20 protein-coding genes are annotated in these 22,491 nt (G+C 49.3%); 1 reads left to right on the forward strand and 19 read right to left on the reverse strand.

Going from position 1 to position 22,491, the window contains the following annotated elements; translation table 11 throughout:
* Window positions 1-35: 35 nt before the first annotated feature.
* Complete coding sequence (locus tag JO375_RS10030; RefSeq protein WP_229524332.1) at window positions 36-1,820, reverse strand: DAK2 domain-containing protein; 1,785 nt, start codon at window positions 1,818-1,820, stop codon at window positions 36-38.
* 517 nt (window positions 1,821-2,337) lie between these two features.
* On the opposite strand from JO375_RS10030, the gene rpmB reads away from it, so the two are divergent.
* The gene (gene rpmB / locus JO375_RS10035) at window positions 2,338-2,526 is read left to right on the forward strand and encodes a 50S ribosomal protein L28 (protein ID WP_007430992.1); all 189 of its coding nucleotides are present in this window, start codon (window positions 2,338-2,340) and stop codon (window positions 2,524-2,526) included.
* A 223-nt stretch (window positions 2,527-2,749) separates the two neighbouring features.
* Here the strand turns inward: rpmB and spoVM are convergent, their stop codons facing one another.
* The 18 genes from spoVM to dapF all read right to left on the reverse strand — a co-directional run bounded on the left by spoVM (window position 2,750) and on the right by dapF (window position 22,407).
* Window positions 2,750-2,830 (reverse strand): stage V sporulation protein SpoVM, encoded by an 81-nt coding sequence (gene spoVM, locus JO375_RS10040; RefSeq protein ID WP_010345573.1) that lies wholly within the window; start codon window positions 2,828-2,830, stop codon window positions 2,750-2,752.
* A 392-nt stretch (window positions 2,831-3,222) separates the two neighbouring features.
* Window positions 3,223-3,891: a ribulose-phosphate 3-epimerase gene (rpe, locus tag JO375_RS10045; protein ID WP_229524333.1), complete on the reverse strand. Its 669-nt coding sequence runs from the start codon at window positions 3,889-3,891 to the stop codon at window positions 3,223-3,225.
* 4 nt (window positions 3,892-3,895) lie between these two features.
* On the reverse strand, window positions 3,896-4,813 hold the full coding sequence (rsgA, locus tag JO375_RS10050; protein WP_229524334.1) for a ribosome small subunit-dependent GTPase A: 918 nt from the start codon (window positions 4,811-4,813) through the stop codon (window positions 3,896-3,898).
* 96 nt (window positions 4,814-4,909) lie between these two features.
* Window positions 4,910-7,147 (reverse strand): Stk1 family PASTA domain-containing Ser/Thr kinase, encoded by a 2,238-nt coding sequence (gene pknB, locus JO375_RS10055; protein ID WP_229524335.1) that lies wholly within the window; start codon window positions 7,145-7,147, stop codon window positions 4,910-4,912.
* Window positions 7,144-7,920 carry a Stp1/IreP family PP2C-type Ser/Thr phosphatase gene (locus JO375_RS10060; protein WP_229524336.1) on the reverse strand — a complete coding sequence of 259 codons (777 nt, stop codon included), beginning with the start codon at window positions 7,918-7,920 and terminating at the stop codon, window positions 7,144-7,146. Before JO375_RS10060 ends, pknB begins: the two co-directional genes overlap by 4 nt.
* A 6-nt stretch (window positions 7,921-7,926) precedes the next feature.
* Window positions 7,927-8,967, reverse strand: a complete 1,041-nt coding sequence (gene rlmN / locus JO375_RS10065; RefSeq protein ID WP_229524337.1) for a 23S rRNA (adenine(2503)-C(2))-methyltransferase RlmN — start codon at window positions 8,965-8,967, stop codon at window positions 7,927-7,929.
* A 184-nt stretch (window positions 8,968-9,151) separates the two neighbouring features.
* On the reverse strand, window positions 9,152-10,567 hold the full coding sequence (gene rsmB, locus JO375_RS10070; protein ID WP_229524338.1) for a 16S rRNA (cytosine(967)-C(5))-methyltransferase RsmB: 1,416 nt from the start codon (window positions 10,565-10,567) through the stop codon (window positions 9,152-9,154).
* The gene (gene fmt / locus JO375_RS10075; protein WP_229524339.1) at window positions 10,564-11,523 is read right to left on the reverse strand and encodes a methionyl-tRNA formyltransferase; all 960 of its coding nucleotides are present in this window, start codon (window positions 11,521-11,523) and stop codon (window positions 10,564-10,566) included. The genes rsmB and fmt overlap by 4 nt, the downstream gene beginning before the upstream one ends.
* A gap of 6 nt (window positions 11,524-11,529) precedes the next feature.
* Window positions 11,530-12,027 (reverse strand): peptide deformylase, encoded by a 498-nt coding sequence (def, locus tag JO375_RS10080; RefSeq protein WP_229524340.1) that lies wholly within the window; start codon window positions 12,025-12,027, stop codon window positions 11,530-11,532.
* Between the two features lie 129 nt (window positions 12,028-12,156).
* Entirely contained in the window at window positions 12,157-14,778 is a 2,622-nt protein-coding gene (gene priA / locus JO375_RS10085) for a primosomal protein N' (protein ID WP_229524341.1), read from the reverse strand.
* Window positions 14,778-16,082 carry a bifunctional phosphopantothenoylcysteine decarboxylase/phosphopantothenate--cysteine ligase CoaBC gene (coaBC, locus tag JO375_RS10090; RefSeq protein ID WP_229524342.1) on the reverse strand — a complete coding sequence of 435 codons (1,305 nt, stop codon included), beginning with the start codon at window positions 16,080-16,082 and terminating at the stop codon, window positions 14,778-14,780. Before coaBC ends, priA begins: the two co-directional genes overlap by 1 nt.
* Before the next feature lie 90 nt (window positions 16,083-16,172).
* The gene (gene rpoZ / locus JO375_RS10095) at window positions 16,173-16,373 is read right to left on the reverse strand and encodes a DNA-directed RNA polymerase subunit omega (RefSeq protein ID WP_229524343.1); all 201 of its coding nucleotides are present in this window, start codon (window positions 16,371-16,373) and stop codon (window positions 16,173-16,175) included.
* A gap of 121 nt (window positions 16,374-16,494) precedes the next feature.
* Entirely contained in the window at window positions 16,495-17,067 is a 573-nt protein-coding gene (gene gmk / locus JO375_RS10100) for a guanylate kinase (protein ID WP_229524344.1), read from the reverse strand.
* A gap of 14 nt (window positions 17,068-17,081) precedes the next feature.
* A complete protein-coding gene (gene remA / locus JO375_RS10105) occupies window positions 17,082-17,342 on the reverse strand; it encodes an extracellular matrix/biofilm regulator RemA (RefSeq protein WP_005548256.1) in 261 nt (86 codons plus the stop codon).
* A gap of 56 nt (window positions 17,343-17,398) precedes the next feature.
* The gene (locus tag JO375_RS10110; protein ID WP_229524345.1) at window positions 17,399-18,286 is read right to left on the reverse strand and encodes a YicC/YloC family endoribonuclease; all 888 of its coding nucleotides are present in this window, start codon (window positions 18,284-18,286) and stop codon (window positions 17,399-17,401) included.
* Between the two features lie 35 nt (window positions 18,287-18,321).
* Window positions 18,322-20,223, reverse strand: a complete 1,902-nt coding sequence (locus JO375_RS10115; RefSeq protein ID WP_229524346.1) for a bifunctional homocysteine S-methyltransferase/methylenetetrahydrofolate reductase — start codon at window positions 20,221-20,223, stop codon at window positions 18,322-18,324.
* A gap of 160 nt (window positions 20,224-20,383) precedes the next feature.
* Window positions 20,384-21,409, reverse strand: a complete 1,026-nt coding sequence (locus tag JO375_RS10120) for a hypothetical protein (RefSeq protein WP_229524775.1) — start codon at window positions 21,407-21,409, stop codon at window positions 20,384-20,386.
* Window positions 21,410-21,573: 164 nt separating this feature from the next.
* Window positions 21,574-22,407, reverse strand: coding sequence for a diaminopimelate epimerase (dapF, locus tag JO375_RS10125; protein ID WP_229524347.1), 834 nt, complete (start codon window positions 22,405-22,407; stop codon window positions 21,574-21,576).
* Window positions 22,408-22,491: the final 84 nt, after the last annotated feature.

Raw genomic sequence — 22,491 nt, forward strand, 5'->3', positions numbered from 1 at the left:
TTTGTGGTGGAATACCTGATGCGCTCTAGAGCGCATCAGGGTTCCACGGAGAACAAATAAGGATAGATCGGCTGACCGCCTTCATGAACTTCCACTTCAGCATCTGCATAATGCCCCTCAAGCCACGCAACGAGTTGATCTGTGTCTTCTTGCTTCGCGTCCGAACCTGTGAGAATTGTAACAATTTCATCACCATTCACCAGCATTTTCATCAGCAAAAGACAGGACGTTGCGAATAGCTGTTCTTCAGTCGCCACAATTTTGGAGTCTTGAATACCGATATAATGGCCTGCCTTAATATGCAGGTCATCAAGCGTTGTATCCCGTACCGCATAGGTCACCTGCCCGGATTTCACACGGCTGACCGCTTCTCGCATATTATCTTGATTGACCTCAAAGGCGACTTCCTCCTGAAAAGCAAATGCCGCTGCCATCCCCTGAGGAATGGTTTTGCTTGGAATAACCGACACCAGGCGTTCCATCTCCAATAGCTCGCGCGCCTGCTCTGCCGCTAAAATGATATTGGAATTATTCGGCAGAATATAAATGTGCTGAGCCGCAATCGAGCGTGCTGCATTGACAAAGTCCTCTGTGCTCGGATTCATGGTTTGGCCGCCAGAAAGCACAATGTCCACACCCAAGCTTTTGAAAATATCGGCAATCCCTTCACCTGAAGCCACGGCAATAAAACCAAAAGGTGCCAATTCGTGGGCTGGAGGCTCGGAGGGCTCCTCTTCACGGACAGGCTCTGCTGGTATTTCAGCAAACCACCCAGGTTCAGGAGCACCATCCATACCCGCAGATAACAAATCACGATGCTGTTCGCGCATATTCAAAATACGAATCTGCGTAATTTCCCCGTAGCGCAGTGCCAGATTCAGCACTTCGCCCGGAGCCTTGGAATGCACATGAACCTTGATAATATTCTCGTCAGAGATGACGATAATGGAGTCACCGTCTACTGACAGCGCTTTCCGGAAAACTTCCTCATCAAAGGCCGTACCTTGCGCTTCACCCAATTGTCGATTGATAAAAAATTCCATGTCGTACAAGAATTCAATTTTATCGGTTTCGAGCTTCGCTTGTGCCGAAATCGGCGCATCCGCGGAAGGTGCAACAGTCGTAGCTGCAGGTCTCCCAGTTGCCTGAGCAGCAAAAACAGGGCGTGCCTCGACGCCTTTTGCAGCAGGAGCTGTCACCAGGCCACTTTTGAGATATTGCAAAAATCCTTCATAGATATACACAAGCCCTTGTCCACCGGAATCCACGACTCCTACCTGTTTCAGCACCGGAAGCATGTCCTGTGTCATGGCAAGTGTTTGCTTCGCTTTTACAAGCACTTCTTCCATCAGTTCCGTGATATCGTTCGTACGGCGCGAGAAAAACACAGCATGCTTGGCCGCTTCCTTCGCCACGGTAAGAATTGTACCCTCCACCGGCTTAACCACCGCCTTGTAGGCCGCATCCACCCCGCATTGCAATGCCGATGCGAACTGAAGGGTATTCAATTCCTCGTATGGGGCAGCGTAACGGCTAAAACCGCGAAACAACTGGGACAGGATAACCCCTGAATTGCCGCGGGCCCCCATCAGCAAACCTTTGGACAAGATGCCGGACATAACACCAATAGAGGCAGAATACCCCCTCTTTAATTCCGTTACGCCCGCACTCATCGTCAAATTCATATTGGTACCCGTGTCACCGTCCGGCACCGGAAATACATTTAGTGAATTGACGTGTTCCGCATGCTGCTGCAATTGTTCCGCCCCGGCTAGAACCATTGCGGTAAAATCTGTTCCATTCAAAGAACGATTACTCAAGAGAATTCCCCTTCCTAGCTTAATACACTTGTTTTACGATCAATCTATACACATTACCTTGTTCAACTGTGCAACAGGTTCAATTGAATTATACTAAAGCCGGACGACGAATACGAATGTCACCCTTTCGCAAGCTTATCGTACTCATGACCTGAGCCATTCTTCCACAGGTCACATATATGAAAAACCAGCCAACCGCCCAACAACAATACAGCGGCAGGGATGATAACCATAGTTATGGTCCTCCTCTGATCTGTCCGGCATGACTGGAATAACAGTTCACATTTTAATATATACAAGAATAGTCGGAGTGATAACTATCCCATATTGTACTATAATGCGAAAGAGAAATAAATAAAGTTTTTGAATCAGTTGACGGAGCTTTTTTGACTATGATATTATATATAAGTATTGTTTTGTTCAGGTTAGTGACTTACAAAGTCCGGCTGACCCAGTCGGCCTGAAGAGCGACCCGTTCCATACGGAACGTGGTTATTTCAGAATAGGAGGTGGAATCATGTCTCGTAAATGTTCTGTAACAGGCAAAAAGCCTAGCAGCGGTAACCACGTATCTCACGCTAATAACCGTAATCGCCGTACTTGGGGCGTCAACGTACAAAAAGTTCGCATTCTCGTTAACGGTAAGCCAAAACGCGTTTATGTCAGCACTCGTGCTTTGAAAGCAGGTAAAGTGACTCGCGTGTAGTCGTAAAAATAACGTTATAAACAAAAAGCACCTCGTTTTAAACGGGTGCTTTTTTGGTTATTCGAAATGTAATATTCAACTGGTCCAGGAGGACAAAATGTCAGGCATCTTCCCGTGCGTTTTTACCGTTTATTACTGTGCTGGCGAGCTGCTGCAGCCCGGGAAGCATGCCCCGTGTACCTCGGATTTTCATTCTGCAACCTATGTTTATCTTGTGTGAAATTCAGTTTTTCTGGAATGTATTCAAAATGGCTTTGACGAATCCACCCAGAAATTTTGGTAATTTGATCGTATAAAACTTCATGCCTCACCCTCCCCATCATTCTCCTGCACCCGTTCTCTGTAGTTTATGCAATCTATAGATAGTTGTTACCCCACAAAAAAAAGGCTACATGAGAATCCCGCTCATGTAACCATATTTATGCACAACCATCCCAGGCTATACCATCAGACAAGTCCGCGAACATACAGATATGCCGAGAGCATAAAAATAAACAGGATGTAAATAAAGTAAGATGCACACTATAAAACCGATGCGCAAGCCACGTCGTTCATTTTTACGAAAGTAAAACAGAACAATAAGAACAGCGAACAGGGAAAGAAGGGCATTCCACGGAGCCTTCACCAGCGAGAAGCTGCCAAGGGCCAGGCCTGTCGCCATGCTCGCTGCAGTCATCCATAACGCTTAGGCTAGCTTCACTTGGACAAACGGGTCGCACTGTCCCGAATAGCCGCAATAGCTGCTCCACGGTCTGTTCTACCGAATACTGCACTGCCTGCGACCAGAACATCAGCTCCTGCATCAAATACAACAGGTGCCGTCTCCTCCGCAATCCCTCCGTCTACCTCGATATGTACGTCTGGACGCCCTATTTCGTTCAGCCAAGCACGGATCTGTCTGATTTTATCGACTGTCTCTGGGATGAAGGATTGGCCTCCAAAACCAGGATTGACCGTCATCACTAGAATCATATCCACATTAGGCAGTACTTCCTTGATCGCATATGGCGAAGTACCCGGATTGAGGGCCACCCCTGCCAGCACGCCCTGTTGCTTAATCATATGAATGACTCCATGCAAATGAACACAGGCTTCAGCGTGAACAGTAATGATATTGGCTCCTGCTTTTACAAAATCGGCAATGTAACGCTCAGGATGCTCAATCATCAAGTGAACATCCAAGGGAAGCGTTGTATGCGGACGAATAGCCTTAACGATAGGCGGACCTAGTGTAATATTGGATACAAAATGCCCATCCATTACATCCACATGAATCCAATCTGCTCCCATGGCCTCGGCTTCTGCAATCTCACTGCCCAAACGGGCAAAATCAGCGGATAAAATCGATGGTGCTATTTTTAACATATGCTCAATACCTCCGCTTTTTTTCTTTTAGTTCCTGGTAGAACTGCAAGTAGCTATCATATCGTCCCTGTGCAATATCTCCTTCTTCCACAGCCTTTCTCACTTTACAATCAGGCTCGTGAATATGGGTGCAGCCACGAAATTTACACCCTTCCGCATACTGCTGAAATTCACGAAAACAGGGTGATAGCTCATCTACACCCAGCTCCAGAAAATCCAGCTGGCTAAAGCCCGGTGTATCAGCTACAAATCCACCGTTATCCAATGAGATCAGTTCTACGTGACGAGTCGTATGTCTTCCTCGTCCCAGCTTATTGCTAATGGCGCTCGTCTTTAGCGTTAACCCGGGCTGCAGCGCATTAAGCATGGAAGATTTCCCTACACCTGACTGTCCGGAGAACACGCTGATTTGACCAGCCAGCAGCTTCTTCAGCTCAGCCGTACCTTTGCCGGTCCGGGCACTGGTCACCAGCACCTCGTAACCGATCTTCCGGTACATTTCCTGAACAGCCAGCACCATATCATCCTCTGAAGGACTGCCTTCATACAAATCGCGTTTGGTCAGACAGATAATCGTATCCAGCCCGGCGTGCTCAATATGCACCAGAAATTTATCCAGCAGCGGCAAATTCAAGTCCGGCTCACGCAGGGAAAACAACAGTACGGCAAGCGTAGTATTAGCTACCGGCGGGCGGATGAGCTCCGTCATACGTTTCCGAATCTCCTTGATCATACCTTCTCCGTTCTCAGTCAATTCATAAACGACCTGATCGCCGACAAGAGGTGTAATCTCTTTTTTCTTAAAAATACCGCGCGCTCTGCATTGTACTGTAGCTTCGCCGGATACCGGGCGCCCATCCTGATCCAGACTGGAAACATAATAATATCCGCTGAGTGCCTTGACGATCAGACCTTCAGGCATGTGTAAGACGTCCTCCTTCATAATGCGCAAGTTTCATTACTTGTAACAGAACAAGCACCTTCCTTCAGCAAGTTTACGGATGCTGCACAGCCTCAATCACTTTTCCCTTCTCCGATGGGAACCGTTCCACTTGCCCGCGTTGTTATTATGACTAACTGCCAACTCATTGCTAGTTGCTCCCGTGGAGTCAGTTCCAGGAGCAAAGGCCGAAGGTTCGCCATTCCCACCGGTTCCATCCGGATTGTTGGAGTCGCCGCCACCATTATTAGAAGATTCCCCATTATTCCCTTCTCCACCATTTGCACCGCCATTCTGTGAAGGATCCGTTGGTGACGTGTTGGCAGGCGGAGCAATTTGAGGCATCGTCACCGTGCCATTTTTGGCATCAATATAAGAAACAGGATACGTATCAACAAAGGCACCGTCTCTAAATACAGAAACAACGCTGTCCTTGTTCGGAGCCATCACCAGATTAATCGTAAACACCTGCGTCGTATTGATCGTACGGCTTCCCCACTCCTGATTTTCCCCACGTGCATCGGTATAAGTAATCCGAATCTTGCTGTTTTTGCCTTCCTCCTTCGGGGCAACAGGCACATTAAACGGCAGCATAATCGCTTCTGGCGGGTAACCGGTACTTACATAAATCGTAATTTCCGTATTCGGAGGCAATTCGCTGCCCGCCTCAGACGGCCACTGTTTGGTTACTTTGCCTTTTTCCTGCTCATAGCTGTATTCCTCTTTGATTGAGCCAACCTTCAGTCCCGCCTTTTTAACCTCATCTTCTGCTTGGTTTTGCGTCATTCCTACCAGATTTGGCATTTTCACCGTGTTAGCACCTTTGCTGACCGTAAGGACGATTTGAACCGAATCCTTATCAAAGGGCTCATTTGCAGCAGGTGTCTGACTGAGGACGGTTCCTGCAGGCTGATCACTGAACTGTTCATTTTGCTGAATCTGCGTCTCCTTAATCTGCTGGGCAGTCAGCAGCTTCACGGCATTCTCGTAGGTTTGGCCTTTAACATCCGGCATCGGAGTAAGCGGTTTGGCGATCCCGACTTTCAGACTAATTTTCGTTCCTTGCTTGACTAAAGAATCCCCTGGATAACTTTGATAAAAGACAACTCCTGGCGCAATTCCCTCTTTGTATACATGCTGGACAGGCTCCTCAATGAGCAATCCTGCTTTACTAAGATTCACTTTTGCCTGGTCTTCTGTCTGTGTCAATACATTCGGTACTTTGACATCAGGCACAACGAGTACACTTTGTACATAGTACACCAGTCCACCCATGGAGAGCAGCAGTACCAGCACGAGCGTCACCCAGAAGATAGCCTTTTTTCTATTCTTTCTGGACGACTGCTTGCTTGGAAGCTGTTCGGATTTATGAGGCTGCACAGGCGCGTCGCTCCCACTGGAAGATACCCCCATTTGTTGAGGCTTGATCGCCGGAATGATCCGTGTTTGGTCCTCATCATCCAAATGTGCAAACTCCAGCTTGGATTCATTGCGCCGTGTCGGCAGCAGACAGGTTTCCAGGTCTTGCAGCATTTCGTCTGCTGACTGGTAGCGTTCCTCGGGATTTTTGCGCATGGATTTTAAAATGACGTTTTCCACGCTTTGCGGAATCAGCGGGTTAATTTTGCGCGGCTCCTCAAATTCCTCTTGCAAATGTTTGAGTGCTACACTGATTGGGCTTTCTCCCAAAAAAGGAAGCTGTGCCGTCAGCATTTGATATAACACAATGCCTAAAGAATATAAGTCCGATTTTTCGCCGGTAACAACACCTTTGGCATGTTCAGGTGAGAAATAATGGACAGAACCGACAACAGAACCAGTCTGCGTAATTGTCGTTGACGTTACAGCCCTGGCAATCCCGAAATCCGTTACCTTAACCCGTCCATTACGTCCAATCAATATATTATGGGGCTTAATGTCCCGGTGAATAATCTGATTTTGGTGCGCATGCTCCAGCGCGTCACAAATCTGCGAAGCGATCCGCACTGCTTCATCCACCTGCAACGGCGCACGCTCTTTAATAATCTCATTCAGATTTTTACCTTCAACGTATTCCATGACAATATAATGAATTTCATCCTCTTGGCCGACATCATAAATACTGACCACATTCGAATGAGATAGAGAAGCCGCGGACTGCGCCTCACGCCGGAAACGGCGAATAAATTCCTCATCATGAACAAATTGCTGTCGTAGCACTTTAACTGCTACATTACGATTCAGCAAAATGTCTTGAGCCTTGTAGACCAGCGCCATACCGCCGCCGCCGATGCGCTCAATGATTTCGTATCTTCCCCCTAGCAGGTGTCCGATCATGCGCCACACCCCTTTTCATGCAATGAAACCGTGTCGTCGGGCAATTCAAACAAAGCTACAGTGATATTATCATCTCCCCCGGCAAGCAAGGCCAGATGCAGCAGACGGTCCGCTCGTTCCTCCAAAGGATTGTCTGCGGCGCCTACTACTTTGCTGATTTGCTCTTCCGTCACCAGATTGCTCAGTCCGTCACTGCACAGCAGCAATACATCGCCCTTGTCCAGTGTAACGGAGTCAATATCCACCTTCACCTCGGAATCCGTGCCAAGTGCCCGTGTCAGCACGTTGCGGCGGGGGTGGTTCTCCCGCTCTTCCTTGCTGATTTGGCCGTTTTTGAATAGCTCATTCACCAAAGTGTGGTCTTCTGTAAGTTGACGTACCGTTCCTTTGGATATCACATAGGCTCGGCTGTCCCCGATATGTCCGATAATTCCGGAAGCATTGTTCAGCAAAACAGCCACAACTGTCGTGCCCATATTATGATATTTGTCATCGCGCGCAGCCGTCTGAAAGATCACTTCATTCGCATGCAAAATAGCGTCGCTGAGGGCAGCAGTCAGAGAATGAGCGGATAATCCGCTTTCCAGCGTTGCCAAATCAGCGGCAAGTGTCTCCACTGCGAGGCGGCTGGCCGTATCACCGGCCAAATGTCCCCCCATCCCATCGGCAACAATTCCAAGAATATACCCTTGCTCCAAATGCCTGATCCAGGCAGAATCCTCATTTACCGAACGTACACGTCCGACATGGCTGACATGAACTGTTTTGATCAAATGGTTTCACCCCAAATCCATATGCTTTGCGCGCAACTGGCCACAGGCAGCGGCGATATCATGACCCTGTTCACGCCGGATCGTCACATTGATGCCCTTATCGGCAAGAATACGCTGGAAATTGAAAATATCACTGCGCGATGTGCGTACATACTTGCGCTCAGGCACATGATTGACCGGAATCAGATTGACGTGACACAGCATATCCTTGAGTACATCAGCCAGCTCTTCTGCATGCTCCGGCTGGTCGTTTACTCCCCCAATCAGGGCATATTCAAACGAAATTCTCCGCCCCGTCTTGGCAAGGTAGTAACGAAGCGCATCCATAACATCCTTAAAAGGATAGCGGCGATTTACAGGCATCAGTTTTGAACGAAGCGCGTCATTAGGCGCATGAATCGATATTGCCAGATTAATCTGGGTATCCTCGTCCGCAAATTTATAAATATTCGGTACAATACCGCTGGTTGATACTGTAATATGCCGCTGGCCTATGTTCAGACCCTTTTCATGAATCATCGTACGTAAAAACGTCATGGTCGCTTCATAATTTTCAAAAGGCTCGCCCGAGCCCATAATCACAATGCTGCTCACTCGCTCATTCGTCTTATCTAAAATTTTCTGTGCTTGCACAACCTGGGCTGTAATTTCACCAGCCGTCAGGTTCCGTTTGAGACCGCCCAGCGTCGAAGCGCAAAAAGTACATCCAATGCGGCAGCCCACCTGAGTCGTTACACAAATACTGTTTCCGTAATTGTGTCTCATAATAACTGTCTCAATCGCATGATCATCGTGCAGACCGAACAGGAATTTCACCGTCCCGTCTTTTGATTCCAGCTTTGTAATTTCATGCAGCGTCACAAAGCTGAATTGCTCGGCAAGCTTCTCTCTCAACGCCTTGGACAAATTCGTCATCTCATTGAAATCGTTGACCCGCTTCACATACAGCCAGTCAAAAATTTGTCCTCCGCGAAAAGCAGGCTCGCCATTGCTCTTGGCCCAGTCCTGAAGCTCCTCAAGAGTCAAATCATATATAAAAGGTTTCATCAATGTTTGCACCCGTTCCTTCTCCGTTAAGTTCTGATTGATCTTAGACAGTGTTTTCATTCTTCCTATTTTAGCACAAATCCCTGAGGGGGTAAAAATTTTTCGTCTTTATGCAAAAAACCGCCGGAGAGGTCCGGCGGAATGCGGAAATGCTGGCGGCGGATATCTGGAATACTCCTCCGAATTACTTGATCCGGCGCAGACGTGCGATATAAAACCCGTCGCTGTGAAAATGCTGTGGCAACAGCTGCACCGAGCCGCGCCGGGCATCATTAACATCATAGCTCACATCCGGGAACAAATGATCTTTTGCCAATTCATACTCAGGGTGCTCACTTAAAAATCGAGCCAATTGTCCTTCGTTTTCATCAGGCTCAATCGTGCAGGTGCTATATACCAGAATACCTCCCGGCTTTAACAGTCCGGCCACACTTTCCAGCAGCTCATGCTGAAGCTGTGCAATTTCGCGAACATCCTGCGCTGTTTTGGTCCAGCGCAAATCTGGCTTACGGCGGATCACCCCAAAGCCGGAGCATGGCGCATCAAGCAAAATGCGGTCAAAAGATGCTGGAGCATAACGCTCTTTTAGTTCCAGCGCATCGCCGGTGACCGTTTCCACGGCATCCAGCCCCAGCCGCTCAGCCTGTTCCTGAATTAAATGATGCTTATGAGTATGCAGGTCGTTTGCGATAATCCGCCCTTGATCCTTCATCAGCTCAGCCATATGCGCCGTTTTGCCGCCCGGAGCGGCACAACAATCCAGCACCAGCATACCAGGCTCAGGTGTGACTGCTTCGGCAACGAGCATGGAGCTTTCATCCTGCACGGACAACAAGCCGTCCGTATACCAGGAGGTAAGCGCCATATTGCCGCCGCTGCGAACAACAATTCCAAAAGGGCTAACTGCCGAAGGAACGGCATCCATCCCTTTTGCGAGCATCTCGCCCAATAACTGATCACGGCTAGTCATAGTCGTATTTACCCGTACGCTAACCGCTGGGGGCTCATTATTAGCCCGGCAGATAGCCTCCGCTGTATCTACACCATATTGCTGAATCCAGCGTTTAACCAGCCACTGCGGATGGGAATGCTCCAGCGAAATCCGCTCCTCAGCGGACAAATCGTCCGGAATACGCAGCTTGTCCGGCTCGCGCAGCATACTCCGCAGCACACCGTTGACCATCCCCGAAATTCCCTGGTGCCCGCGCCGCTTGGCAATGGTCACGGCTTCACTAACGACAGCATGATCCGGGATACGATCCAGGTACACCATCTGATACACACTCATCCGCAGCAGGGAACGAACCCAGGCCTGAAGCTTGGCCGTTCCTTTTTGCACAAACTTGTTCAGGTAATAGTCCAAGGTATTGCGGCGTGCGACTGTACCGTACACAAGCTCTGTTGCCAAGCCGACATCGCTTGCGGACAATTCTGCTTGCTGAAGCCGGCGGTTGAGCTCAAGATTGCTGTAGGCGCCTTCCTGCTCCACCCCGATCAGCACATCGAGTGCAACTTCCCGCGCGGTTTGCTTGCGGGTCTTCCCGGCTCTGGTCCCCGCACGCTTATCCTGACCTCCCTGACGGGAGCGGCCCCCGCTCACCCGAGCACCACGCCTGGCTTCATTTGTCCGCCGCGTGCAAAGGTGCCTGCTTCCATCACCTTTTTGCCTGCCGGCTGAACCTGAGTCAGCCAGAGCGTCCCATTGCCGGTTTGCACTTCAATGCCCCGGGCATTCAATTGAAGAACCGTTCCGGGTACAGGAGGATTTGGGCTGTTCACATCATTATTTATGGAAGGCTGTTCAGCAGCCCATACTTTAAAAACGTTATCTTCCCACATTGTAAATGCGCCGGAAAAGGGAACAAGCCCGCGAATCCGGTTGTATATTTGCTGGGCACTGTCATTCCATGGAATGCGTTCATCGTCACGGCTCAGGTTCGGGGCATAGGTTGCCTCTTCCTCGTTCTGCGGTGTACGCGCCGATTGCCCTGCCAGCAGCTTCGGCAGCTCGTCATGTAAAAGCTTTGCCCCGGCTGTGCTCAGCTTCTCGAAGATCGTGCCGGACGTATCCTCCGGCTCAATGGCAACCTCAACCCGCGATATCATATCGCCGGTATCCAATCCTTCCGCCATATACATCAGCGTTACGCCTGTGATGGTCTCACCGTTAATAATGGCACGCTGAATCGGCGCTCCTCCCCGATAACGGGGCAAGAGCGAGCCATGCACATTCAAACAGCCAAAACGGGGCAGGTCCAAAACGGCCTTAGGCAAAATTTGCCCATAGGCTGCGGTTACAATCAGATCCGGGCGCAGCTTGGCCACCTGAGCCACCGCTTCTGGTTGCCGCAGGCGAGTCGGTTGAAGCACGGGAATCCCGCGCTTCTCCGCCGCTTCCTTGACGGGTGTCGGCATTAATATTTTTTTGCGTCCCTGCGGCTTATCCGGCTGGGTGATTACACCAACGACGTTGTAGCTGTTGTCTAGCAGCATATTCAGTGACGGCACAGCAAATTCCGGTGTACCCATAAAGATAATACGAATCTCTTGACTCATCGGACCTCACTCTCCCGCCTGACGGTTCGGTCCTGGCTGTTCCGGAGCAACCTCATATACTTTTTCCGCGATATCCGTGAACAAAACTCCATTTAAATGGTCGATTTCATGCTGGAAAGCGCGAGAAAGCAAGCCTGTTGCCGTAACGGTGATGGCCTTGCCCTCACGATCCAGTCCTTTGACGGTAACCTTCTCGGCACGGCGTACATCCCCGTTCAGTCCCGGAATGCTCAAACAGCCTTCAGGACCAAACTGTTCCCCTTCCTGGGCGACGATTTCCGGATTGACCATTTTAATCAAACCGTGCTCATCTCCGGCATCCACGACGATGAGGCGCTTCAAAATGCCAACTTGCGGAGCGGCAAGTCCTACTCCCTCGGCTTCATACATCGTATCTGCCATATCGTCGAGCAGCTTTTGTACATTAGGCGTAATTTTAGGCACTTCCTTGGCTACTTTATGCAGTATATCATCCGGCTCCAACACGATAATTCTAATTGACATGACAACAAAACACCTTCCTCTTTATCCTTCATTTAGACTTAATTGTATTCATCACACATGCAACTGTTACATAATCCTATGTACGGACGGTTGTCCGCATTAATGGTCCGACCCGTTTTTGCGCAGGCTCTACATGAGCATTTGCGGATCGACATCCAGGCTTATCAGCAGCTTTTGGGCCTGTGCGGATTCCGCCATTTCATCAGCTACCTGCTGTGCCAGACCAATCGCGTCGATATTTCCACGCCATTTTATCATACATTGAAATCGGTATCTATTCTTGATTCTCGAGATCGGTGAAGCTACAGGTCCCAAGATGTCAAGTACATCCGATGCAAGCCGATCCATATTTCCAAACCAGCCCCGCTGTCTGGCTCGCCCCTGCAGCGTCGCTGAATAGTTCTCAGCCAGCCGGACCAGAACCGGGAGCTGTTCATGAGAAAAGGTCACTAAAATAAGACGGCAATACGGCGGATAGTGCAAATTGCGGCGATGCTTCAACTCTTCCCTGACAAAGGAAGCATAATCATGGTGGCTTGCATGAACCACCGAATAATGCTCCGGCGTATAGGATTGTACGAATACTTCACCCGGCAATTGATGTCTTCCAGCACGTCCGGCTACCTGCGTTAACAGCTGGAAGGTTTTTTCGGCCGCCCGGAAATCCGGTAAATTAAGAGCTGAGTCCGCAGTGATGGCTCCAACTAGCGTTACATCGGGAAAATCCAGCCCTTTGGCTACCATTTGGGTTCCCAGCAGCACATCCGCTTTTTTCTCACGAAACTGCTTGAGCAGCTTTTCGTGCGCGTTTTTTTCGGTAGTTGTGTCCACATCCATTCGGATCACACGTATACCGGGAAACAGCTTGGCCAGCTCCTCCTCCACTCGCTGAGTGCCTGTACCGAAATAGCGAATATGCTCACTGCCGCATTCCGGACAAGTTTGCGGCACATGCTCGGAATAACCACAGTAATGGCAACGCAAATTGTTCGACCGCTGGTGATACGTAAGCGAAATATCGCAATCCGGACAACCCGCCACATAGCCGCAGCTACGGCACATAACGAACGTCGAATGCCCGCGTCGATTCAGCAGCAATACCGTCTGCTCCTTGCGCTTCAACCGCTCTGCAATTCCATCATGCAGCGCGCGGCTGAACATGGAGCGGTTGCCGGCACGCAGTTCCTCGCGCATGTCCATAATATGCACCTCGGGCAGCGTGTTCCCGAGCGCGCGGGTTGACATTTCAAGCAGCAACGGTGCAAATTCGTCATTGCTTTGTGAGCGAGCGGCATAGTAGCTTTCAAGCGACGGGGTAGCCGATCCCAGGATGACGACAGCTCCATGCTGATGGGCCCTGCGCACGGCTACATCCCGCGCATGGTACTTGGGGGTCTCTTCCTGCTTATAGGATGTTTCATGCTCCTCATCCATAATAATGAGTCCCAGCTCCCGAAATGGCGCAAATACGGCCGAGCGGGCGCCAATCGCCACCTTTACTCGGCCCTCGCGTATCTTACGCCACTCATCGTAGCGTTCCCCGCCGGACAACCTGCTGTGCATTACGGCTACCTGATCGCCAAACCGCCCTTTGAAACGCTCTACCATTTGTGGTGTGAGCGATATTTCAGGTACGAGTACAATTGCCTGACGATTTTGATCGATACAACGCTGAATCGTCTGCAAATACACTTCCGTCTTGCCACTCCCTGTGACTCCATGCAATAAATAAGTGCCTTGCTCACGCATGTCCAGCTGGCGAACAATTCGCTCATATACCGACTGCTGCTCTGCTGTGAGAGGCAGCGGCTCTGTAGGCTTAAAGCGTCTGCCCCGGTATGGATCGCGGAACACTTCCACATCCTCCAGCACCACATAGCCCTTGTCTTCCAGCGCCTTGACCGTTGCAGCTGATACACTTAGTGAAGTCAGGACTTCCTTCAGCGGCAGAGGCAGAAACTCGCTACGCTCCAGCAAAAAAGCAAGTACCTCCCGCTGACGCTGCGCTTTGGCAGAAAATTGCTCCAATGCTGCTGAAGCCTCTTCTATAGAAATAGACAGGTCAACAGATTTCATCGTCTTTTTGCTGAGCTTGTCTTTAATCACCTGACTCTCCTGGAGCACCCCCCGCCGCAGCAGTGATTTAATGACCTTCGCCTCCTCAGGGAAACGGCGGCTGAGCTGCTGCAAAGGAACTTGCTCCTTCTCTTGAATAAAGCTGACAATCCGGCGCTCTGTCGGATCACTCATCCCGTCATCGTTCAGAAGAGCCCATTCGGGCTCACCGTCCCGGTCCGGTTGCATGGTACGCTGTAAATGCGTATTAGAATTGGGGCTCTGCATATCATGCACAGAGGAGGCATTCCCAAACGCATGCTGTTCAGCGATAGAAATGTAACGTTCCGCCTTCCCTTTTAATGCAGTAGGAATCATCACTTGCAAAGCCATGATCTGATTGCAGGCGTAGCGTTCACTCATCCATTTGCCCAATTCTACCAGATCGGGAGATAAGGGAGGCACCAAATCCAGCAGCTCCTGAATCGCCCTCATCCTATATTTGGGCGGCTCCTCAGCAGGGGCTAACGAAATGACAAAAGCCTGTACCGTCCGTTTGCCGAACGGTACAGCTACCCGGCTGCCCGGCTCGATCCAAGGCCGCATTGAATCCGGGATCATATAATCGAAGGTACGGTCCGTGTCCTTGGCGGGTACATCGACAATGACCTTGGCAACTAAATTGCCTGTCTCCATTAATGCATCACCCCACCCATGCGCCCGGCCGCTATTGCCAGCAGCTTACGCGCAACTTCTTCCTTTGATTGTACAGGAATACGCTCCACCATCCCGCTACGGTCATAAATTTGTACAGCATTATGATCAGCACCAAAACCGGCGCCTTCCACCGTTACATCATTTGCTGCAATCAGATCACAATTTTTACGTTCTAACTTATCGATCGCATATGTCTCGATATTTTCGGTTTCCGCCGCAAAGCCAACTAAAAACTGGTGTTTTTTGCTATGTCCGAGCGATTCCAGAATATCGACGTTTTTCACTAGTTCCAGTGTAAGGACACTATCTTTCTTTTTGATCTTGGACTGTGCTACCTCGAGTGGCCGATAATCCGCAACCGCAGCAGCCATCACGACCATATCACACGCTCCCCATTGTCTTAGCACAGCATCATACATATCTCCAGCGGATTGAACTCTTTCAAGCGAAATGCCGGGTGGTGGCTCCACGCTGGTATTTGCAGCGATCAATTGCACCTCTGCCCCCATCTCCTGGGCCACTTTCGCAATAGCAAAGCCCATTTTCCCGGAGGAATCGTTCGTAATATAACGCACCGGATCAATGCGCTCAATCGTGCCTCCAGCAGTCACCACAACCTTTTTGCCTGAAAGCAGCAATTTATTCTTGCTTACAAGCAGCCCGGCTGCTTGAGCCTTCGTAGATTCGTTGCCAAACCACCGCGCTTCTGACTTGCTTCGGCCCTCATGCTTCTGGTCTTCCTGTTCAAAAAAGCGCTCGATCGTCTGCACAATCATCTCCGGCTCTTCCAGGCGTCCTTTACCAACATAGCCACAGGCCAATAATCCTTCACCAGGCTCAATCATCTTGACGCCACGAGATACGAGCGTCTCCATATTTTGCATTACTGCCGGATGAGAGTACATATGTACGTTCATCGCGGGAGCCACCATGATAGGGGCTGTTGTAGCCAGCAGTGTAGTAGACAGCATATCATCAGCAAGCCCATGCGCCATTTTCCCGATGATATTCGCGGTTGCAGGAGCAACCAGCACCAAATCAGCCGCATCCGCCAGATGGATATGGGATACGACAGACGGTTCTCTTTCATCAAACGTATCACTGTATACCGGATTACGAGAGAGCGATTGCAATGTAAGTTCGGTAATAAACTCCTTTGCGGAAGCCGTCATAATCACATGAACGTCGGCTCCCTTTTGCGTCAGCTTACTGCACAGCGCGGCTCCTTTATAAGCTGCAATCCCGCCGGTAATACCCAGAATAATGACTTTCCCCTTCAACATCGTTAACTCCCCCTGACCGAAAAAAATAACAACCTTGCGGTTGTCAAAGGAATTGGCATTGCGCCTGGCTATAATGATTGTCTACAATTCTTATTCTCCGCCGCTTTCCAGCATAAGATGATCAGCATAGATCTCTTCCAACGCTACCCCAACCTGCTTGTGCGATTTAGGACTTTTCAGAGACGTCTTCTCACCTTCGCGCAATTGTCTAGCCCGGCGCGAAGCCGCTACAACCAGCGAATATTTACTATCAACCTTTTTCATCATTTCATCAATGGAAGGATACAGCACAAATAGACACCTCTTCATGTAGTTTTGAGACAATATAGCTGAACTCAAGTGTACACCTTAAGCCCAGCCTATACAATATGATTTCACTTTAAATGTACTTGGCACATGTAAAGCCCCATAGTTATGGGTGAACCTTACAATGTTCGGCGATAATAATGGATTCTATTCGTTTACAAGCGAGATCAATCTCATCATTCACAACCGCATAATTATAGTGACGCAACAGATTCATTTCATCCACAGCTACCGACATACGGTGATCAATGGTGGCCTGAGTTTCTGTTCCCCGTCCCCGAATTCTGTCCTTTAATTCATCCAGCGAAGGCGGAAGCAGGAAAATGAAGATGCCTTCAGGAAACTTTTCCTTGACCTTCAGGGCTCCCTGAACCTCAATTTCCAAAAAAATATCTTTCCCCTGCGCAAGCGTCTGATCTACAAAATCACGTGGAGTACCATAATAGTTGCCTACATACTCTGCATACTCCAGCATTTCGTCCCGTTCAATCATACCTAAAAACTCTTCACGCGTTTTAAAAAAATAGTTTACTCCATCCTGTTCGCCCGCACGAGGCGCGCGAGTTGTAGCAGAAACGGAATAGGTTATCTCCGGCAGCTTTTCGCGCAATGCATTGCCTACCGTTCCTTTACCGACACCCGAAGGTCCGGATATTACAAATAATAATCCCTTAGCCATAGTACACTCCATTTTTATTCGTCATTATCATCATCTTTAGTGGATAGGCGATGAGCAACCGTCTCCGGCTGCACTGCAGACAGGATAACATGGTCACTGTCTGTAATAATAACAGCCCGTGTCCGGCGGCCATAGGTGGCATCAATTAACATATGCCGATCTCTGGCTTCCTGTATAATCCGCTTGATCGGAGCGGACTCCGGACTGACGATGGAGATAATTCGGTTGGCCGACACGATATTGCCAAAGCCAATATTGATCAATTTGATTGCCATATTCAGGTCTTTCCCCCTATACATGTGACTGTTGCAGCCATGCCGCTACCAGGTAGCTACTCAATATTTGCAGCCTGCTCACGAATTTTTTCAAGCTCTGCTTTCATCTCGACGACCAAATTAACCAGTGTGAGATGATTAGCCTTGGAGCCGATCGTGTTAACTTCCCTGTTCATTTCCTGGATTAAAAAATCCAGTTTACGGCCGGCCGGCTCGTCCGACAACAGCAACCCCTTGCATTGCCCAAAGTGACTTTGAAGCCGGGTAAGCTCCTCATCAATATTGCTGCGATCCGCGAATAAAGCAATCTCCATTCCGAACTTATGCTCATCCAGCGTAAATGAACCGTCCTGAAGCTCTTTAAGTCTGTTTTTCAGCCTGTTACGGTATTCGCTCACAACATGCGGAGCCAACACCATCATTTCATGATGCAGGGATTCCAGATGCACAATACGTGCTTCCACATCTTGTGCCAAATGTCCGCCTTCGCGCCTTCTCATCTCCAGCAATCCCTGCAAAGCTTCATGTAAGGCTGTCTGCAGCTGTTCTTCCCAGCCTTCTTCGTCTCCATTGCCTGTTTCCCCAGGCTCACCCAGAACGTCAGGCAAAGCAAGAATGTCGCTTATGCCTAATGTTCCTTTTACGCCATAACGATCGGCCAGCTGCTCCGCTGCATGCAGGTATGCCTGCACAACAGTCTCATTCAACCGTGCGACAGGAATCTGTTCTTCATCACGTTCCCTATGGATGAAGACGTCGACACGGCCGCGTTTAATCTGCTGCTGAACCGTTCTTTTCAAGCCATCTTCAAAACGGGTCCATTCGCGCGGAATCCTCATCATCACTTCGCAATAGCGGTGATTCACCGATTTCAGTTCCAGGCGCACTTTATAGCCTTCATAGTGAAAGATGGCTTGACCGTATCCGGTCATACTCAATGACATCGGCATCACATCCATTTTACTATTGTAATTGATTATTATAGTCGATACAAGTGGGCCTGCGCACGGCCGGATTTTTGCCATACATAGGAAGTCAGCTCAGCCGTCATTTCATAGAACATGAATGGAGTCATCAAATAGATCCCGTTAAAATGCTCCATCGCCGTATCAAGCAGTTCCTTGGCAATGGACACACCCATCGCTCGTCCTTCCGGGCCCTCCAGACCAGACATGCGTGCACGCACCTCATTTGACAGCTGAATGCCGGGTACTTCATTATGCAGGTATTCTGCATTGCGCCCGCTAGCCAGCGGCATAATACCGATAAAAATCGGGACATCCAAATGCCGTGTCGCATCCGCGATGTCTACAATGAGCTCACGGTCATAAACGGGCTGGGTCATAATATAATCAGCACCGGAGGCAATCTTCTTTTCCAGCCGCTGCACCGCTTTACCCAAATGCTTGACGTTGGGATTAAACGCAGCACCTATAACAAAATTCGCTTTCTGCTTTAACGGCTTGCCGGAAAATGCAACGCCATCGTTTAATTGCTTGATCATACGTATGATTTCAAAAGAAGTCATATCATACACTGAGCTGGCTCCCGGCAAATCACCGAACCTAGCCGGGTCTCCCGTAACCGCCAGCACATGATCTATGCCCAGTGCATCAAACCCCATCATATGGGACTGAGTACCAATCAGATTGCGGTCCCGGCAAGCAATATGAATTAATGGGCGCAAGCCTGTTTCAATGCTGACCAAATGTCCAAGCGCCATGTTGCTCATACGAGTGACGGCAAGTGAATTGTCGGCCAGCGTAAGCGCATCGGCTCCTGCTTCTTTCAATGCATGCGCGCCTTGCATAAAGCGTGCAATATCCAGATCGCGCGGAGGATCAAGCTCTACGATGACTGTATGCCGCTCCTTAACCGTCTCCACAATGTTGGGTTTGCGGGCTATTCTGCCGTTGCCGCGCTCCCTTTCAGCTGCAATCGGCTCCTGCTCGGCTACGTGAATTGATTCTTTCAACAACGCTTCGTTTGGAGCCAGTGGAGCCAGCGGAGGCGGCTGTACACCGCTCAAAGCTTTGGAAATCGCTGCAATATGGTCCGGTGTGGTCCCGCAGCAGCCCCCGATCAGCCTTGTTCCCAGCTCAATAAAGGACGCCGCGCATTCTCCAAAATATGCAGGCGTTGCACCATATACATAATGTCCGTCCAAATAATCTGCAAGACCTGCGTTGGGGTACACGGACAGCGGAACCGACAAAGGTCCGCCCAGTCGCTCCATGACACTCATGATCCCCTGTGGACCGGAGTGACAGTTAAATCCAAGAATATCCGCTCCCTCATCACGCAGCATCGAAAAAGCTTCCGTTACCAAAAAACCATCCTGTGTGCGGCCAATCTGATCGACTGCAAACTGACAGATGACCGGAATGTCGCTGTATTTACGTACACCGTGAAGCGCAATGCGTATTTCATCCAGTGAATAAAATGTTTCACACACAATGCCGTCGACTCCTTCGGAGAGAAGGGCATCAATCTGCTGATCGTAGTTACGGGCCAGCTCCAGCTTGGATATGTCAAGCCGTTTGCCCCCGCATATGGAGCCTACCGCGCCCACTACATAATGCTCAGGTCCGGCAGCTGCTCTGGCTATTCTTACCCCGGCACGGTTGATCTCCTCTACTTTGGATTCCAGTCCAAACCGGGCCAGCTTGTAATCATTTGCAGAAAACGTATTGGTCTCCAGTAATCGTGCTCCCGCTTTTAAATATTGACTATGCACATCGGCTATAACATCCGGTGAAGATATATTCAATTCTTCGTAGGAAGTATTTACTGAAAATCCCAGCTGGTATAAAAAGGTCCCCATCGCGCCGTCTCCGACGATAATTTCACGATTCAGCGCAGTACGTAAATCCGGTTTCATATCCTCCGCTCCACCCCGCTCTTTATTTTCATATTAATGTAACATAAAAGCGGTTGCAAACACACGCTAAAAAAACAAAAAAAGCCGCTCCACACCCCAACATGATGTCATTAGCGTGAAGCAGCTTGAGTCAGAATTGCTATTCTATCCTATTCTATATTTATTGTACTTTCCCATCCGCAGGACGAAGGGAAAAATCATAAAAAAACCCTTTTTTATTCACTTTAGCTATAATTGAAGCTGTTCCCTTCTGCTTTTTGGAAAACGTATATTGATTCCCTTGAATCTCCACATGATAGCCGGACAAGTTGATATTAAATAACAGCTGAACCTTGGGCTTGACCAGCTTCAAAGCTTCTGAGGCGGTATATTTGGGCCTTGCAAACGATTTTTTAAAATCAGCGTCGTCATTCCAGTCCGCTCCATAGGTGGATACAGCCAGTACCTTGGCGGTCGTTGCGTCAATATTGACCTCACTCGACTCGTTGGCATCCTCGAACAACCAATAGGAAAGTCCCTTGGCCTCGTCCTTGAACCTCGAAGCATGCTGCACCGTGATCCGCTGTCCGCTAAAACGCTGCAAAGTGTTTGCTGCCCGATTCAGCAACACAGGGTCCACCTGCTTCAACGAGTAATCCGCATTAATGGTTATATTGTTCCCCCGATCCACATCAACGTACAAGGAGGATGTCTTTTCTCCTGCGCCCCAAAATACCCAGTAATTCGAAGGCTTATTAGACTGGTATGGAGATTTAACCCGCCAAAAAGCCTCAAATTGCATAGAGCGCTTGCGGTCAAACGCTTTGGCACTGTTAAGCACTTTGGCCTTAAGCGGCGCATCCAGCGCCTTGTCCAAGCTGCTTATTTTATATCGTACCGTGGTAGAATCCACTCTATTCTTTTCCTTATTATATTCTGTTTGAAACGTGGCTGTTCCGTCCTCCAGTTCGCCCTCAACAATCCAGGTTTTCCCCATATCCGTCACATCATCAAATTGAAATGGCGTTTTCGTACCAACGAGTTCCTGCACTGCCTTTTCCAGACGATTCACGACCGTTGGGGTTAGTGATCCGACCTGCTTGCTTGTCGTATCCGCGGCAGCAGAGAGGACAGCGGCATGAGCAGGAAGCGCGGTAACTGCAAAAATGAGGGCTGTAATCGCCGAAATCCAACGAAATTTCTGCACCATGAACGCCTCCTTGTTGTTTGCTTTTTTTATATATTAGCATTGTTCAGACGTCAAAAAAAGACAGAATGCCACAAAAAAAGAAGACCCCGCAAGGTCTTCGCTTTATTCTTTAAATACAATTATTGAATAAAATAAATATAATTTTCCATATTCCCGGTATTTCAGGATAGCCGGCCTTCATACACAATTTCAGCCGGTCCCGTCATATACACGTGATTGTCTTCCTCGTTCCATTCAATATCCAGATCGCCGCCCTTCAGGCTGACCATGGCACGACGGTCACTATATCCGTTCAGTACAGATGCCACAAGCGTGGCACAGGCCCCGGTTCCGCAGGCCAGCGTAGGACCGGCTCCACGTTCCCATACTCTCATCTCAATGTGATTCCGGCTTCGTACCGTCGCGAACTCCACATTGGTCTTTTTAGGAAATAGCGGATGGCTTTCCAGCTTTGGCCCCCAGACTTCCAGTTCAAAGCCAGGTGCATTTTCCACATAGATAACACAATGCGGATTGCCCATAGATACAGCTGTAAAGCGAAATCTGCTTCTCCCAGCCTCGATGGACTCCTGAATGATGCTATCCATATCCAATGTAGTTGGAATTTTCAGACCCTCCAGGATCGGCTCTCCCATGTCCACCTTTACCATACGTACAAGCCCGCCCTCTACAGTCAGTTCTACCTGCTGCACACCTGCACCCAGCGTCTCAATCGTAATCCGCTCACGGCTGATATGCTTGCGGTCATATACATATTTGGCCGCACAGCGGATGGCATTCCCGCATTGCTCAGCCTCCGAACCGTCTGAATTGATGATGCGCATGCAAAAATCAGCTTTGTCTGAAGGCAGTATATATACCAGGCCGTCTGCACCGGCGCCAAAATGCCGGTCACACAGCCGAACAGCCAATTCTGAAGCGTCAGACGGCAATTCCTCGTATCCAAACCAAACGATAAAATCATTACCCAAGCCGTGCATTTTTGTGAATTCCATAGCTTCCCTCCGCCGTTGTACCTGATCTCATGCTTCTCATGAAGCTTTAAATCATGATAGCATACTGGACTAAAGCGGGAAAGC

This window comes from Paenibacillus farraposensis (assembly GCF_020736845.1).
Classification (GTDB): domain Bacteria; phylum Bacillota; class Bacilli; order Paenibacillales; family Paenibacillaceae; genus Paenibacillus; species Paenibacillus farraposensis.